We start from the raw sequence: 15,445 nt of genomic DNA, 5'->3' as shown, positions 1-15,445 counted from the left end.
GGCCTGCAGGGGACAGCACGGCACGGGGCCGTGCGGGTCGTCACGTCACCTCAGGGCAGCACGGCAGCGGCCTTGGCGCGCGCAATCTGCAGGTTCGCATCGCGCGGCAGCAACAGGCGCTGTGCCACCAGGTCATTGGCGGCCTGCGTCACCGCAGCCACATACCCCTCCTGCGTACCATACAGCTCCTCCAGCGACGGCCGTGCGTCGCCCGCCGCCAGCCGCGCGGCGCGCGTCTTGTGGAAGGGGATGAAGCTGCCCGTGAGGTTGGCCAGGTCGGTGATGCCGGGTGTGGCCACGTAGTTGAACTCGATGCTGGTGCCCAGCGGCGCACGCGCCTCCACGCTGCGGATGCCGGCGCGGGTGAGGCCCGTGGAAGCATCGACCTGCGGCACCAGGATGGCGTAGTCGCGGCCCAGGTTGCGCGGAGGCAGCACGGTGGCAATGCCGGCCTCGTCCTGTGGGATGTACTGCGGGCCAAAGTCGAACAGCGGGAAGTTGTTGTACAAGCCCCGGTAGCTGAAGTCCGGGATGGGTGTCTGCACGCCGCCCACTGCCCAGGTCAGCCCCTTCATGGCCGGGAAGGCCAGCGCCTCGGGCCGCACCAGCGTGCCGTCGGCCAGCTTGGGCACCTGGCTGGCGGGCGGCAACGTGCCGCGCACCACCCAGTCTTCGAGGTTCAGGAACAGCGCGCGGAAGGTGTCGTTGAACTGCACCACCGTGCCCGTGGGGTACGTGGCGCGCGTGGGTGCATAGGCAATGCTGGCGGTGCCCCCTGCCCCGCCGTGCTGGGTGCTGGAGTAGTAGTAGATGCGGGCGTTGTCGGGCTGCGCCAGGTCCTTGGTGCCAGAGGCGTCGGTCAGCACGGGCGAGCCCTGCAACTGCCAGAACTCCGTGCCCGACAGGCCCAGGAAGAACTTGGGGCAGGTGTTGGTGGCGGCGCAGCGCTTCATCACGCCGCCCTGGCGGCCGCTGATGTCGTCCTGGTAGTCCTTGTCCAGCCCGCGCGGTGCCGTCTGACCGAAAGCAGTGTGGTCGGTACGCAGGCCACCGCCGCCACCGGGCACGGCAAAGCGGGTGTTGATGTTGGTCTGGCGTGCCGCCACGTGGGCGTACATGCCGTCGAACACCTTGCCGCCATCCAGCGCCTGGTTGAAGCCCAGGTGCAGAAAGGTCTTCATCGCGTTGCCCGACTGCGAGGTGCCCTGCCCTAGCGTGTACTGGATGCGGCCCGCCAACGGGTTGGGAGTGCCATTGGAATCGGCCGCCTTGCTGCGGAAGAAGCTCACCGTGTCGCGCAGCGCAGCCAAGCCCACGCCCATCACTTTGGGGTCTTTGGCAACATAGACCAGTTCGTACAGATAGGCTGGGTCAAACCCGCCCTTGAGGCACACGCTGGTGGGGCTGAGTGTGCCGGGGAAGGCGTTGGTGCCCGTGTCGCAGGTGGCGAACTTCCAGTCGCTGGCGGGCACAGGCACGCGCGCATCCGTCTCGTTGGCACGGCGGGTGAGTGAATAGCCGGGCTGCGTGTTGTCCAGGCTGGCGGGTTCGTACGGAATCATGGTGCCGTTGAACACGCCGCCGGGCAGCGTCATTGCAGGGCTGGCGGCCGTGGGCACCAGCTCGGCGCGGTAGGGGCCGGTGATGCTGCTGCCGTCCTTGTTCTTGGCCACGGGCACCGTCACCGTCAGGCGCGCGGCGGTGCTCTTGGGCACATCGCCCTGCCAAGCCGAATACAGCATCACATAGCCGCGCTCCAGGTACACCGCATCGCTGGGCGTGGCCGTGGGGTTGAGCATGGTGAGGATGTTGCCGCGATTGGGTGCGTCGTAGCGCAGCACGCCGCTGGCCTTGGCCATGTTCTTGGGCTTGAGCATGACGAAGTCGGCCTGGTACTCGACCATGCCGTTGGCGTTGGTGGGCGCCAGGGCCAGGTCCTGGATGACGGCGTTCTTGGGGTCCTTGGGGTCGACCTCGCCGCTGATGGTACCGGTCACGCGCTCGTATTCACCCACGTCGCCATAGGTGCCTGGGAAGGCCTCGGTGACGGTGATGGCCAGCTTGAGTGCGGGGCCCTTGGGCGCATCGTTGCTGGAGCCCCCGCAGGCCGTGATGGCGGCTGCAGCGGCGGCCGTGAGCGCGAGTTTTCCGAATGCACGAAGAGGTTTCATGGTGTCTGTCTCCTTGGATGGATGGTGGTGCGGGCCGCTGGAACGGCTCTGGAACAAAACGGCAGCGTCTGGTGCGCCGCGCGCGGGCAAGGCTTCGCCCAGACCTGCCAGCAAAGGCAGGCTGAGAGAAGCTAAAACGGGAATGAAACGGTCCGGTGGGTGGGCCTGGCTGGTGAGCCGGTGGATGGGCCGGTGGCTTATTCGGCCTCGATACCTGCGGCCTTGATCACCTTGCCCCACTTCTGGGTTTCGGCGGCCTGGAACTTGGCGAGTTCATCGGGCATGGTGGTCCAGGCTTCGGAGCCGGCGTTGTCATAGAAGCTCTTGGCCGCAGCGCTCTTGGTGGCGGCTGTCAGCAGCTCGTTCAGGCGCGCCACCACCGGCGCGGGCGTGCCTGCTGGCACGTAGGCCGCGAACCAGTAGCCCATGTCGTAGCCCTTCACACCGGCTTCGTCGATGGTGGGCACGTCGGGCAGCTGGGTGCTGCGCTTTTGCGTGGAGTAGCCCAGCGCACGCAGCTTGCCCGCCTTGACCTGGGGCACGCCGGTGGAGGTGTCGGTGATCATCAGGTCGATCTGCCCGCCCAGCAGGTCGGTGATGGCCAGCGGGTTGCTCTTGTAGGGCACGTGCAGGATGTCCACGGCCGCCAGCTGCTTGAGCATTTCGCCCGCCATGCGGCTCGATGAGCTGCCGCTGCCAAAGCTGAGCTTGCCGGGGTTCTTCTTGGCAAAGGCCAGCAGCTCGCCCACGTTTTTGTACGGTGCGCTGGCGTTGACCACCAGCACCTGCCCCCCTTTGCCCAGGCCAGTGACGGGGGCGAAGTCCTTCACCGGGTCGTACGAGAGCTTTTTATACAGGTGCTCGTTGGCAGCATGTGTGGTGTTGGTGGTGATGAGCACGCTGTAGCCGTCGGCCGCAGACTTGGCCACGGCCGACGCGGCGATCATGCCGCTGGCGCCGGCCTTGTTGTCGATGACCACGGGCTGCTTGGTGTCGCTGGTGATGGACTGGCCCAGCGCGCGCGCCAGTTGGTCGGTGGCGCTGCCTGCGGCAAAGGGCACGACAAAGGTGATGGCCTTGGCCGGGTAGGCACCAGCCGCCTGGGCCAAGGCTGCTGGGGCGTGCAATGCGCCCAGCGCCAGTGCGGCGGCAGTGGCGAGCAGAGCGCGGCGGGGGGATGAAGGGGTCATGTTGTCTCCTGGTGTTGGTATGGATGGGAAAGAAAAGACGGGCTACACGGAAGGGCCGCCAAAGTGCGTTGCCAGGTACGCGGGCACGGTGACGGGCATATCGAGCAGCAGGTAGCTCAGTGCCTTGCCGTGGCTGTCGAGGTTGAGCGAGTCGTTCACGCCGCCGTCGAGCACGTCGTCCAGCACGAGGTTCATGGCCTGCAGTTGCGGCAGCAGGTAGCGCGTGACATGGCGCGGGCGGCGCTGCGCGAACTGGCGTGCCACGGCGGCCTCGGTGACCTGATCGACCAGCACGTCCCACAGCGCGGGATGCCAGGCGATGACGCTGATGTTGGAGCGGTTGCCTTTGTCGCCGGTGCGGCTATGGGCAAGGCGATACAAGGGAACAGTGACGGTAAGGTTTGTAGTGGTCATAGCTTGAGTCCTCAATCCACCGTCTCGAAGTAAACGGACACGGCCTCACGCGGCACCAGGCACGAGACGGTACCCAGGCGCGGCCGCATCGCCGTGCGCACGCCACCACCGCCCGCGGGGCCGCAGGTGTAGAGCGCGGTCACCTCGCGCACCAAGCGCTGGGCGCTGGCGTGGTCGCGGTGCTGCAGGGCCACGCGCAGGCGCACATCGCGGGCTTCATCGTTGCTGCAGGCGGGTGCATCCAGCCAGCGGCTGGTGTCGTCGCCAAAGATGCTGGTCACACCAATCAGATCGATACGCAGCGGGCCCAGGCCCTGCAAGCGCTCGCGCAGCACCTCGCCCGCCAGGCGCGCACGGGCTTCGGCGCGCGGGCCGGCGTAGGAGATTTCGCCCTCGGCAAACCAGCCCGATTCAAAACACACGTTAACCTTGAGCGTGGCGGGCTGCGCATGGCCCTGCACGCCCTCCAGCCGCACCGCGTCAGCGCCCACTGTGGTCACGCGGGCGGTGGTGATGTCGGCCACCACATCGGGCGTGAGATACGCCGCCGGGTCGTGCAGCTCGTACAGCAGCTGTTCCTTCACCGTGCGTTCGGTGATGCAGCCCCCCGTGCCCGGGGGCTTGGTGATGGTGCAGTGGCCGTCGGCGTCGATCTCGGCGATGGGGTAGCCCAGTTGCGCCAGGCCCGCCACATCCTTATAGCCAGGGTCGGCAAAGTAGCCGCCTGTGACCTGCGCGCCGCATTCCAGCAGATGCCCGGCCATGGTGGCGCGCGCCAGCCGGTCCCAGTCGTCCAGCGCCCAGCCATAGTGCGCCAGCGCAGGGCCCAGCACCAGCGACGGGTCGGCCACACGGCCACACACCACGATATCGGCGCCAGCGCGCAGCGCATCGGCAATGGCCTGCGCGCCGATGTAGGCGTTGGCGCTGACGATGGGCTCAGTGGGCATGGCGCTGCCCAGCGCACCCTGCAGCAGCGCGCGGTGTTCGGGGCCGCTCAGGTCGTCGCCCTGCAGCACGGCAATGCGCGGGCGGGCCAGGCCCAGCTCGGCCGCCAGCGCGTGGATGCGGTGCGCGGCGCCTTGCGGGTTGGCCGCGCCAAAGTTGCTGACGATGCGCACGCCGTGGGCCAGGCACTGTGCCAGCACGGGGCGCAGCAGGTCGGCCAGCAGCGGCTCGTACCCTGCATCGGGGTCGGTGCGGCGCGCCAGCTGGGCCAGGGCCAGCGTGCGCTCGGCCAGCGTCTCGAAGATGAGCACCGCAGGCTGGCCGCTGGCGATGAGCGCCTGCACCACGGGCAGGGCCGCGTCGGTGCGGTCGCCCGAGAAGCCGGCGGCGCAGCCCACCAGCAGGTTGGTTTTTTGGTCGTTCGGCATGAATCCGTTGTCTCCTGACCGTGAATGTAGGAACATGGCTGTATTCTGTAAAATCGATTGTTACGATGAATCCATCTGAAAACCAGATGAATCACACCCACCCCGCATGAGCGCCCCCCATCTCTCCAGCCGCCAGCTCGATGCGTTCCTCGCGCTGGCCGAGCAGCGCAGCTTCACGCGCGCCGCCACGTTGTGCCACCTGTCGCAGCCCGCGTTCAGCGCCCTCATCCGCGCGCTGGAGGACGACCTGGGCCTGCGCCTGTTCGACCGCAGCACGCGGCATGTGGACCTCACGCCCGAGGGGCAGAACTTTCTGGAGTCGGCCCGCCGCATCCGCGCCGAAATCACCAGCGCCCTGGCCGCCGTGCGCAGTGCCGCCACACTGCAGCGCGGGCGTGTGGCCGTGGCGCTGCTGCCGTCACTGGCGGCGGGCTGGCTGCCCGGTGTGCTGGCGCAGTACCGCACGGCGCACCCGGGCATCGAGATCGACATTGCCGATGTGCTGTCCGAGCCCTGCATCGACCGCGTGGCCAGCGGCCATGCCGACTTTGCACTCGCCGCCATCCGCGCCGACACGCCCGCGCTGCAGGCCGAGCCGTTTTGCAGCGACAACTTCTACCTGGTGTGCCCGGCCGACCACCCGCTGGCGCGCAGGCGCAAGGCCATCACTGCGCAGGACCTGGCCGCCTGGCCCTTCATCCACCTCGCGCGCACCAGCAGCGTGCGCCAGTACCTGGAGGCCGCGCTGCACCCGCAGGCCATGCACACGCTGATGGAGGTGGAGCAGCTCGCCACCGTGATGGGCATGGTGCGCGCGGGGCTTGGCATCAGCGTGGTGCCAGCGCTCACGCTATTCCACTTTGACCAGCCGGGGCTGGTCACACGGCCGCTGTCGCTGCCGGGGCTGACGCGACAGATCTATCTGGTGCGGCGGCGGGACGAGAGCCTGTCGGTGGCGGCGCAGGCGCTGTATGCGCTGGTGATGGCGCAGCGGCCTTGAGGCGGCCTGCCATCTGCTATCCATTCAATAGCTGCCAAGGCATATTGAATAAGCGCTTAGCGGTCATCCGGCTCAACTTTTTGCAGCGATGACTTCGCAGTACTCCATGCGCAGCTCAATCCGGAACACGGTCGCGCGCCAGCACCTCCAGCTCCTGGTGCAGCAGCAGTTCCACCTCCACCGGTTCAAACTGGTCCTTCAGCAGCGGGATAGCAAAGCGGTATTCACCGCCCTCGTGTTTGCGCAGCACATAGGCCAGCTGCAGGCGTGCCAGTGACTGGCGCAGGGCCTGCGCGTCGCCCGCGATGCCGTGGCTTTGCAGCAGCTGGGCCAGGGTGACCAGGCTGGACTGGCCCGCCTGGGCGGTGTGGTAGACCACGATGCGGTCGAGGCGGCAGGCGGCTTCGTCGTGGCTCAGGCGGCCCCAGCCGGCCAGTGCGTCCTGCACGGCCTGCGAGGCCAGGGCCTGGTCGAGATGGCGCTTTTCGATCACGCGTTCGCCGGGCGCTAGCGCCTCCAGGCATTCCTGGCACAGGATGGCGACCAGGTTGGCGCGCTGGCCGCTGGCGTCCACCAGGCGGTTCACCAGGTGCTCGTTGTCAAAACCCAGCCGCAGCTTGCGCAGTGGCTCGGTGGCCAGTTCGCGGCAGGCATCGCGCTCCAGGCCGCCGATGGTCAGCACCTCGCCAAAGTTGCGCAGCGGGCTTTGGTAGTCCAGCACGGCGGTGGCGTACAAGTCCCAGAAGCCCGCGAGCATGAACCAGCAGCGGCCCTCCTCGCTGAGCGCGCGCAGGGTGGACAGCTGCACATAGCCATTGGCCGATTCGTCACGGAAGAACAGGTCGGCCTCGTCGATGAGCAGCACCAGGCGCTTACCCTGGTACTGCGCCTGCAGGTGGTCCACGATGGCTTCGAGCGGTGTGTCGGCGGGCAGGCCAAACTGCAACGCCATGCGTGGCGCCAGGCGGTGGTCGCGCAGCGAGACGTAGTGGCACACAGTGTGCGGGTGGCCCGCCATGCGGCGCTGCACGGCCTTGAGCAGACTGCTTTTGCCCAGCTGGCGCCCACCCACCACCAGGTAGTTGGCGGGCTCGCGGTTGATGACGCGGGCCAGCAGTTGCGCACGGCCGAAGAAGGCGCCTTCACGTGTGACACCGCCGCGCGTCTGGTAGGGCGAGATGCGGGTGATGCGCAGCTGCGCGGCCAGCAGGCGCAGCAGCACTTGCAGGGCGTCGCCTCCAATCAGCCATTCGGTCTGGCTGGCGCTGTCGGCCATCACATGCAGGTTGGCGCGGTCTTGTGCATGCGCGTGCAGCAGCGGCCAGGGGGTGTCCACGCTGTGCTCGCTCAGGATCAGCAGCACGTCGCTGCCGGTCTGCACGGCGCGCAGCTGGCGCAGCACGGTGGCTTCGTCGATGCCGTGCGTGGGCACAAAGACCAGGCAACGGTCCAGCGACACGGGCAGGTCGGGCGGGAACGACCACTCAAACACCGCACCGGGCAGCGCCCAGTCGGTGCTGGGCTGGCAGCGGGCGGACACGCGTTCGGCCAGCGCGCGGGCCAGGGCCGGGGCGCGCTCGCCGCCCGTGGCCTGGGCGCAGGCCACCGCGCGGCGCCAGTCCACCAGGCGGACATCGGCGGCCTGCAGCGTGGGTTCCAGCCGCCGCAGCCAGCGCAGCAGCCGGTCGATGTGCGGCAGTCGCGCCAAAGGCGTGCGGCGCAGGCGCGCAGGGCGCAGCTGGCCCGCACCGATGAGCGGGTGGCGCACCACCCACAGTACGGCGCCCACCCCAAAGATCACCGCGCACCACGCAATCAGCGAGCGCATCCAGCCAAAGGGGTCGGCGTCTGGCGCGGGCTTGGCGGGCTCGAAATCGTCGGTGCTGCCTTGCTGGCAGTTGATGGGCAGGTAGCCCTGCGGGATGGGCGGGTTGCCGGGGCGGCAGGTCCAGGTGTGGGTACCAGGCTGCAGCTCCACCACCACCTGCGTGCCCGCCAGCTTGCCAAATTCGGGGTTGCGGGCAATGTCGGCTTGCAGCACATTGGGGCGCGGGGAGGTAACGCGCAGCTGCGGGTTGGCAATGGGCGGCGCGTACTTCTGAATGTCCGTGGGCCAGGCATCCAGCTCGTTGCGGGCGTTGACCATCGCTACACGCCACTGCACCAGCTCGCCCCACAGCGGCCCCACATTCATCGCCGCCATGAACCTGCCCCGCGTGGCCGGGTTGTGCTGGGGCGTGAACACGGCGCTGGCCACAAACAGCGTGACCAGCGCAATGACAACGGCGCGCACCACGGGCCGGGACAGCCAGGGCGTCAGTCGGCCGAGCATGAATCCAGCACCATCCAGCCGGCCTCGCGCACCGTGGGGCTGCGCCAGTGCAGCCGCGCTGCGTCCCCCACGCCGCGCGCAAGGATGAGGTTGCCCCAGAACAGGCTGCGCAGGTCGTCGTCCTGCAGGTAGGGTCGTGCGCGGCCGAGGTCGTCCGCGCCCAGCAACTGCTGCAGGCGCGCCCGGCTGGCTGACACCTGCGCCAGCGGCAGGAACGTTTGCCACAGGCGCGGGCTGCTGGCCAGGTGGGTGCGCAGGGCGCTGAAGGCGGGCTGGCCTTCGTGCAGGCTGGTGCCCGCGCCGGGGTGGTCCACCAGCCATTGCAGGCCTTCTTCAAACAGCGCGGGGTGGCCGCCGCTCAGGGCCTGCAGTGCAGCCACCACCGGCTCGGACCAGGGCTGCTCGGGCCAGCGGTGGCGGGCCAGTTGCAACAGGTCGGCAAGCGACGGGTCGGGCCAGTGGTGGACCTGGGCGATGTTGAGCAGCGACAGGTCGCCACTGCGGTACTTGAGGTCGGCCAGCGCCTGCCCTCCGCACAGCAGCAGGTGCAGGCGGCCGCTATGCATTTCGCTCAGGCTGCGCAAAATGCCCGCCAGGGTTTCGCGCAGCGCGGGCGTGCCCTGCTCGAAGCGGCTGACCAGGCAGAAGATGCGCTCGCCCGCCAGCAGGCGGCGCTCCAGCGCGGATTCAAACTCGTAGTCCGACGCCACATCGCCCAGCCCGCATTGGCGGCCGATGGCCGCGAAGTATTCGGCAGGCACCGTGCTCACGCTGTAGGGCGGCTGGATGTGCAGCACCGAGCCTTCGCCGTATTGCGCGCGGGCGCGCTGCAGCAGCTCGTGCCGGAACGGCGGCTGCCCCCAGTGCGCGGGCGACAGCAGCAACGAAATGGGGTACGGCACCGCCTGGGCCAGTTGCGCAAACACCTTGTCCTGGAACGCAGCAAACGGCTGCGCACCGGTGGATTCGGCCTGCAGGGGAAATTCTGGCGCAAACCCTGCGGCGCTGAGCAGGCGGTTGGCCTCACTCTCCGTCAGGCGCAGGTACCGGGTGCAGGCCACCAGCTTGTCGCGCGAGCGCGGGTTGGGCATCGAGATGCCGTTGCGCCAGTTGTTGACGGCCTCACGGCTCAGGCCAATTTCGGTGGCCACGCCGGAGGCGCTGGCGCGGATGCGCCGCATGTAGACCGACAGAAGATCGGCAAAGGAATCGGGGGACATGGAGTTGTGGACTAACGAAGGCGGGTACACCGAGCCAAAACCAAGGGCTGCGAAAAACATGGGGATGGTGGGCAGGCATTGTCAGCCTTGCCAGACCACTGCCATCCCACTGCGCACTGCGGATGCACTACGCCAGGCGCTGCACCATGGGCCAGGCCTTGTAGCTGGCGAGGCCACAGGCCGTGAGCACCGGGCTGTACAGCACCATGGCGCCGACCACCGACATCAGCCAGCCGGGCTCTTCGTACTCGTCGGTATCGTCGGCCTTGGCTGTCGCGCCCTCCGTCAAGGGCTCCTTGCTGCGCCCCTCTTCTTGGCCCTCGCCCGAATCGCCGGTCATCTCCTGCACCAGCATCACGGCCACCACCAGCAGCGAGACGGCCAGCAGCGCCAGGTAGCCGTATTGCAGCGCGGGCTGCGTGAGCGGGTAGAAGTAGCCCGCCAGCAGCGCGGCCGGGGCCAGAAAGAACACGTGCATCATGAGCCGGTACCAGGGAATGCCGTCCGTCGGCCTTTCCAGCGCCCCCATGACCATGCGGTAGGTCAGCGCCCCCAGCACAAAGATCACCCCACCCCACCATTCGATTTGCGTCAGCATGTTGTTGTTCTCCTGAGATGCTTTTACTGGGGTGCCATCACCGTGGCGGGGCCATCGTCGCCAGGCGGGGCGGCGTCATCGTCTCCGTCGTCCCCGCGCAGCGCCTTGTGTTCGGTGGCCATGTAGTACAGCGGCAGCGCCACGGCCAGCACCAGCCCCAGGCCCATCCACAGCCAGAAGCCCTTGAACAGCAGCACGGTGACCACCGTGAAGACCACTGCGTGCACCAGCCCCTTGAGCCCGGCGCGCAACAGCAGCACGGCCATCAGGCCCTGCAAGGGCGACTTGCCGCTTTTGCCCATCGCCTTCGCCATCTCGACAAACGCTTCGGCCGCCTCCTGGGCCTCGCGCTTGCGCTTTTCTTCCTGCTGGCGCAGCTTGGCCACAGCCAGCGGCTTGGCCGGGTCTTTGGAACAGGCGTAGCGGTCTTCGGCCTCCCCGTCCTGGCCTTCGCCGTCCTGGTGCGCGGGCTCCACCACAGCGCGCCACTGCGGGTTGGCGTCCATGAACGCCCGGCGCGACACCCACTGGCCCCGGTCAAAGTGCATGCGCTCGGTTTCACCGACCTGGTCGTAGAACACCTCCAGCACCGCAGCCCGCAGGCCGTGGGCGAACAGGGTCTCCAACGCGCGCAGCGGCAGGTCGTCGTGCGTGCCGGTGTCGAACCGCAGCGTGAGGTGACCGGGTTCGGCAACCGCCTCCTGGTTGAACCATTGGGCATCCCACAGCGCATCGAGATCGGCGCCGCCAAGCTTGTCGGCCCAGCGCCGTGCCTGCTCGGTGTTGCCCGTGGCAAGGTACTGGTAGACCAACTGGCCCATCTTGAGCTTGATCGGGTCTTCGAAGAAGAGGTGCAGGGCATGGGTGTTTTGCGACATGGCTCTGGGGATGGGGTGGGTCCGTGTGAAAGTGCACGAATTGTTACCGCCCGATCAGGACCTGTCCCTCGCGACGTTGTCCACCCCCCACACCCTGTGCACTGGACAGGATGTCAACCGCCCACACCACCCACGCCGCCCGCAGGTGCGGCGCACCGGGCGCGCTCAGCCCTGTGCGCGCTGGGCCGGTAAGCGCGCCCGCGTGCGCAGCGCCACGTCCTTCACCCAGGGTTGGGCAGCCCAGTGGCGCTGGGCAAAGGCCTGTATCTGATCGGCATACGCCAGCGATGCGCCGATCACATCTTGTCCCTGCAGGAACATGCTCTGGTGCCGGTCTGACAGCACAAACTGCGCGCTGTGCCCCGCGCTGCGCACCATGCGCTGCTGCACATCAATGGTGATTGCCAGGGGGCCCTGCAGCTGCGCAGCCTGCGCCTTGAAGGCCTGCACATCCGCCTCGGAAACCATGGCCAGCAGCAGGCGGTTGTTGAGCGCATTGGAGTAGAAGATTTCGCCGAAGCTTGACGCCACCACGGCCCTGAAGCCGTACTGCTGCATGCCCCACACCGCGTGCTCGCGACTGGAGCCGCAGCCATAGTTGGAGCCCGCGATGAGCACATCCACCCCCTGGAAAGCCGCCTGGTTGAGGACGAAATCCGGGCGTGGCAATCCTTCCCCGTCAAAACGCAGGTCGTAAAACAGACCGGGAGCCAGACCCGACTTGTCGATTCCACGCAGGAACTGCTTGGGCATGATCTGGTCGGTGTCGAGGTTGGCAATGTCGAGCAGGGCCGCCTGGCCGTGCACGATGGTGTGGTGATCGGCGCTCATGCTGGCACCTCCAGGGTACGGACGTCAGTGATGCAACCGGTGACGGCGGCTGCTGCAGCCATGGCCGGGCTCACCAGGTGGGTGATGGCGCCCCGGCCCTGGCGGCCTTCGAAATTGCGGTTGGTGGTGGATGCGCAGCGCTGGCCGGGGGCGAGCACGTCGTCGTTCATGGCCAGGCACATGGAGCAGCCGGGCTGGCGCCACTCAAAGCCTGCAGCCACCAGGCGCTCGGCAATGCCTTCCGCCTCGGCCTGGGCCTTCACTGCGCCGGAGCCGGGCACCACCATGGCGCGCACGCCGTGGGCCACGTGGCGGCTGCCCACAATGCGGTCCACCTCGCGCAGGTCTTCGATGCGCGCATTGGTGCAGGAGCCGATGAAAACATGCTGCACGGGCACACCCTGCAGGGACTGGCCGGCGACGAGCCCGGTGTAGCGCAGCGCTTGCTCGGCGCTGCTGCGCTGCACGGCATCGGCCATTTCTTCGGGACGGGGAACCGTGGCGTTGATGGCCATGGCCTGGTCGGGGCTGGTGCCCCAGGTGACGAACGGGGCGACGTCAGCCGCGTCAAACACATGTTCCGCATCGAATGCCGCGCCCTCGTCACTGTGCAGGGTGGCCCAGTGCGCCAGTGCCTGCGCGCGCACGTCGCCCGCAATGTCGGGGGCCTTGGCCAGCACGTAGTCAATGGCGGTGGCGTCGGGTGCGATCAGTGCGCCTCGGGCGCCCGCCTCCACGGCCATGTTGCACAGCGTGAAGCGCGCCTCCACCGACAGCGCGCCAATGGCGCTGCCGCTGAACTCCACCACGTAGCCGCGTGCGCCCTGCGCACCGATGCGGCTGATGACCATGAGGATCAGGTCCTTGGCCGTGGTGCCGCTGGGCAGCGCGCCGTCCACGCGGATGCGCATGTCCTTGGCCAGGCGGTAGACCAGCGTCTGGGTGGCCAGCACATGCTCGACCTCCGAGGTTCCGATGCCAAAACCCAAGGCACCCAGTGCCCCGTAGGTGGTGGTGTGGCTGTCGCCGCAGATGATGACCATGCCCGGGCGCACCATGCCGTGTTCGGGCGCGATCACGTGCTCGATGCCCTGCAACGGGTCGTTGGTGTCGAACAGCGGGATGCCGTGGCGGTCGCAGTTGGCCTTGAGGTTGGTGGCCTGCAGGGCCGAGGGCGGGTCCTGGATGGTGCGCCAGCGCACCGGGTGCGTGGGGATGATGTGGCTTACCACCGCCACGTTCTGCCCCGGCACGGGTACGCCGCGCCCGGCCTCGTGCAGGCCGGCGAAGGCCTGGGGGCTGGTGTATTCGTTCATCAGGTGCAGGTCGCAAAACAGCAGAACGTTCTGTTCGTCCAGAACGGCCACGGTGTGCGATGCCACCAGCTTCTGGTAGAGCGTTGAGGGAGTGGTCATGGTCAGCGTCGGGGGTTGTCGTTGGGTGCGGCCTTACCGGTCGGCCAGCAGGAAGGGCAGCGCCGCGTCAAGCAGCGCATCAGGGGCCTCCTCGGCGATGTAGTGGCCACAAGGCAATGCATGGCCGCGCACGTCGGCCGCCACGCGCTGCCACTCGGCCAGGGGCTGGAAGCACTGGTGCACCACGCCCTGCTCGCCCCACAGCGCCAGCAAGGGCATGGGCAACTGGCGGCCCGCATCGCGGTCGGCACGGTCGTGCACCAGGTCGATGCCCGCAGAGGCGCGGTAGTCCTCGCAGATGCCGTGGGCCGTGCCGGGCAAGGTCAGGCAGCGCACGTACTCGGCCAGGGCGCGTGGATCGAACGGGGCCAGGCCCGCGCTGCGCCGACCCATCACGTCGCGCAGGTAGGCTGCGGGGTCGGCCTCGATCAGGCGCTCGGGCAGCGGCGCGGGCTGGATCAGGAAGAACCAGTGCCAGTAGGCACGGGCAAAGGCGTTGCTGGCCTGTTCGTACATGGCCAAGGTGGGCGCTATGTCCAGCAGCACCATGCGCTGCACGGCCGCCGGGTGGTCGGCCGCCAGGCGGTGCGCCACGCGGGCGCCCCGGTCATGGGCCAACACGGTGAAGCGCGGGTGGCCCAGGTGCTGCATCACAGCCAGCATGTCGGCGGCCATGGTGCGTTTGCTGTAGAGCAGGTGCTCCGCGTCGCCCTCGGGCTTCGCCGATTCGCCATACCCACGCAGGTCCGCCAGCACCAGCGTGAAATGCTGCGCCAGCTTTGGCGCCACCTTGTGCCAGATGGCCGAGGTCTGCGGGTGCCCGTGCAGCAGCAGCAAGGCAGGGCCTGTGCCGCCCACCAGCGTGTGGATGTGCTGGCCGTCCGGCGTAGGCACGCGGCGGGCGGTGAAGCCGGGGAAAAGCGGGGTCGTCGTGGTCATGGTCATGGGTGTCAGTGGGTAGTGCAGCGCAGGCGTGTTCACTCTGCCGTGATGCCCCGCTCCTTGATGAGCTTGGCCCATTGCGGCATTTCCTGCTCCAGCCGGGCGCGGGCCTGCTCTGGCGTCGAAGGCGTCGGGTCGAAGCCATCCCTGGCCATGCGTTCTCTCAGGGCGGGGGCGTTGAGTGCCTGGTTCAGGCTGGTGTTGAGCTTATCGATGACTGGCTTGGGTGTGCCGGCCGGCGCAAACACGATGAACCAGGTTTCAAACGTGTAGCCCGGCAGGCCAGCCTCGGCAATGGTGGGCACATCGGGCATCAGTGGCGAACGCTTCGTGCCCGTGACGCCCAATGCGCGCAGCTTGCCCGCCTGCACATGCGGCTGCGCTGCAGACAGCACCGGGAAGCTCATGGCCACCTGGCCGGACATGGTGTCGATCATGGCCGGGCCGCCACCACGGTAGGGGATGTGCACGATGGGCGTGCCTGCCACGGCCTTGAACAGCTCGGCTGACATGTGGAAGGTGCTGCCCGCCCCCGCTGAACCATAGGAGTATTGCCCCGGCTTGGCCTTGAGCAGGGCCACCAGTTCCTTGACGTTCTTGGCTGGCAACGCGTTGTTGACCACCAGCACATGCTGCGAACTGGCCACCATGCCGATGGGCGCCAGGTCCTTCAGGGTGTCGTAGGGCATCTTGGCCGTCAGGCTGGGGTTGATGGCCAGGGACACGGTCTGCAGGCCGATGGTGTAACCGTCCGGTGCGGACTTGGCCACCATGTCCACGCCGATGTTGCCGCCCGCGCCGCCCTTGTTCTCGATGAACAGCGAGCCGCCCAGGGCCTTGCCCCATTCGTCGGTGATCAGGCGGGCCGCAATGTCCGCGCTACCGCCGGGTGCATAGGGCACCACGAGCTTGATGGCCTTGGCGGGGTATGCCTGGGCCCATGCGCCAGCGGCGGCAGACAAGGCCAGTGCGGCCGTGGCCACGACGCGCCATGTTCGTAACCGCCGGGGATGGGATGTGTTCATGGGTTTGTCTCCTGCAAGGTTCTTGTGTTGTGTTGCAGTGGCATCTTATGAGT

Annotated in this window: 13 protein-coding genes; 1 reads left to right on the top strand and 12 read right to left on the bottom strand. The window is 67.9% G+C overall.

The annotated features are described in order from the left end of the window. Positions 1–50: 50 nt before the first annotated feature. The 4 genes from C8C96_RS13645 to C8C96_RS13630 form a co-directional block, all read right to left on the bottom strand. Positions 51–2,171 (bottom strand): alpha/beta hydrolase domain-containing protein, encoded by a 2,121-nt coding sequence (locus C8C96_RS13645; RefSeq protein WP_121944014.1) that lies wholly within the window; start codon positions 2,169–2,171, stop codon positions 51–53. A 197-nt stretch (positions 2,172–2,368) separates the two neighbouring features. Then, entirely contained in the window at positions 2,369–3,361 is a 993-nt protein-coding gene (locus C8C96_RS13640) for a tripartite tricarboxylate transporter substrate binding protein (protein ID WP_121942661.1), read from the bottom strand. Between the two features lie 42 nt (positions 3,362–3,403). After that, positions 3,404–3,775: a hypothetical protein gene (locus tag C8C96_RS13635; protein ID WP_121942660.1), complete on the bottom strand. Its 372-nt coding sequence runs from the start codon at positions 3,773–3,775 to the stop codon at positions 3,404–3,406. Between the two features lie 11 nt (positions 3,776–3,786). Then, a complete protein-coding gene (locus C8C96_RS13630; RefSeq protein ID WP_121942659.1) occupies positions 3,787–5,151 on the bottom strand; it encodes an acyclic terpene utilization AtuA family protein in 1,365 nt (454 codons plus the stop codon). Positions 5,152–5,257: 106 nt separating this feature from the next. Between C8C96_RS13630 and C8C96_RS13625 the strand changes: the two genes are divergently transcribed. Continuing rightward, complete coding sequence (locus tag C8C96_RS13625) at positions 5,258–6,151, top strand: LysR family transcriptional regulator (protein ID WP_121942658.1); 894 nt, start codon at positions 5,258–5,260, stop codon at positions 6,149–6,151. A 115-nt stretch (positions 6,152–6,266) separates the two neighbouring features. Here the strand turns inward: C8C96_RS13625 and C8C96_RS13620 are convergent, their stop codons facing one another. The 8 genes from C8C96_RS13620 to C8C96_RS13585 all read right to left on the bottom strand — a co-directional run bounded on the left by C8C96_RS13620 (position 6,267) and on the right by C8C96_RS13585 (position 15,392). Continuing rightward, a complete protein-coding gene (locus C8C96_RS13620) occupies positions 6,267–8,483 on the bottom strand; it encodes an ATP-binding protein (protein ID WP_121942657.1) in 2,217 nt (738 codons plus the stop codon). Further along, positions 8,468–9,703: a hypothetical protein gene (locus C8C96_RS13615; protein ID WP_121944013.1), complete on the bottom strand. Its 1,236-nt coding sequence runs from the start codon at positions 9,701–9,703 to the stop codon at positions 8,468–8,470. The genes C8C96_RS13620 and C8C96_RS13615 overlap by 16 nt, the downstream gene beginning before the upstream one ends. Before the next feature lie 127 nt (positions 9,704–9,830). Continuing rightward, positions 9,831–10,301 carry a hypothetical protein gene (locus C8C96_RS13610; RefSeq protein ID WP_121942656.1) on the bottom strand — a complete coding sequence of 157 codons (471 nt, stop codon included), beginning with the start codon at positions 10,299–10,301 and terminating at the stop codon, positions 9,831–9,833. Positions 10,302–10,324: 23 nt separating this feature from the next. Next, positions 10,325–11,179 carry a hypothetical protein gene (locus C8C96_RS13605; RefSeq protein ID WP_121942655.1) on the bottom strand — a complete coding sequence of 285 codons (855 nt, stop codon included), beginning with the start codon at positions 11,177–11,179 and terminating at the stop codon, positions 10,325–10,327. Between the two features lie 165 nt (positions 11,180–11,344). Further along, positions 11,345–12,010, bottom strand: coding sequence for a 3-isopropylmalate dehydratase small subunit (gene leuD / locus C8C96_RS13600; protein ID WP_121942654.1), 666 nt, complete (start codon positions 12,008–12,010; stop codon positions 11,345–11,347). Continuing rightward, on the bottom strand, positions 12,007–13,425 hold the full coding sequence (gene leuC, locus C8C96_RS13595) for a 3-isopropylmalate dehydratase large subunit (protein ID WP_121942653.1): 1,419 nt from the start codon (positions 13,423–13,425) through the stop codon (positions 12,007–12,009). The genes leuD and leuC overlap by 4 nt, the downstream gene beginning before the upstream one ends. A gap of 33 nt (positions 13,426–13,458) precedes the next feature. Further along, positions 13,459–14,364, bottom strand: coding sequence for an alpha/beta fold hydrolase (locus tag C8C96_RS13590; RefSeq protein WP_121944012.1), 906 nt, complete (start codon positions 14,362–14,364; stop codon positions 13,459–13,461). Between the two features lie 38 nt (positions 14,365–14,402). After that, a complete protein-coding gene (locus C8C96_RS13585) occupies positions 14,403–15,392 on the bottom strand; it encodes a tripartite tricarboxylate transporter substrate binding protein (protein WP_121942652.1) in 990 nt (329 codons plus the stop codon). Positions 15,393–15,445: the final 53 nt, after the last annotated feature.

It is taken from the genome of Acidovorax sp. 100 (assembly GCF_003688355.1).
Classification (GTDB): Bacteria; Pseudomonadota; Gammaproteobacteria; order Burkholderiales; family Burkholderiaceae_C; genus Acidovorax; species Acidovorax delafieldii.
This window is presented reverse-complemented; position numbering and strand designations above follow the sequence as displayed.

Coding starts and splice junctions, on each gene's coding strand:
- C8C96_RS13605 (WP_121942655.1), bottom strand. CDS start 11,179: ATGTCGCAAAACACCCATGCCCTGCACCTCTTCTTCGAAGACCCGATC.
- C8C96_RS13625 (WP_121942658.1), top strand. CDS start 5,258: ATGAGCGCCCCCCATCTCTCCAGCCGCCAGCTCGATGCGTTCCTCGCG.
- C8C96_RS13635 (WP_121942660.1), bottom strand. CDS start 3,775: ATGACCACTACAAACCTTACCGTCACTGTTCCCTTGTATCGCCTTGCC.
- C8C96_RS13640 (WP_121942661.1), bottom strand. CDS start 3,361: ATGACCCCTTCATCCCCCCGCCGCGCTCTGCTCGCCACTGCCGCCGCA.
- C8C96_RS13585 (WP_121942652.1), bottom strand. CDS start 15,392: ATGAACACATCCCATCCCCGGCGGTTACGAACATGGCGCGTCGTGGCC.
- C8C96_RS13615 (WP_121944013.1), bottom strand. CDS start 9,703: ATGTCCCCCGATTCCTTTGCCGATCTTCTGTCGGTCTACATGCGGCGC.
- C8C96_RS13610 (WP_121942656.1), bottom strand. CDS start 10,301: ATGCTGACGCAAATCGAATGGTGGGGTGGGGTGATCTTTGTGCTGGGG.
- leuD (WP_121942654.1), bottom strand. CDS start 12,010: ATGAGCGCCGATCACCACACCATCGTGCACGGCCAGGCGGCCCTGCTC.
- C8C96_RS13590 (WP_121944012.1), bottom strand. CDS start 14,364: ATGACCACGACGACCCCGCTTTTCCCCGGCTTCACCGCCCGCCGCGTG.
- C8C96_RS13620 (WP_121942657.1), bottom strand. CDS start 8,483: ATGCTCGGCCGACTGACGCCCTGGCTGTCCCGGCCCGTGGTGCGCGCC.
- C8C96_RS13630 (WP_121942659.1), bottom strand. CDS start 5,151: ATGCCGAACGACCAAAAAACCAACCTGCTGGTGGGCTGCGCCGCCGGC.
- C8C96_RS13645 (WP_121944014.1), bottom strand. CDS start 2,171: ATGAAACCTCTTCGTGCATTCGGAAAACTCGCGCTCACGGCCGCCGCT.
- leuC (WP_121942653.1), bottom strand. CDS start 13,425: ATGACCACTCCCTCAACGCTCTACCAGAAGCTGGTGGCATCGCACACC.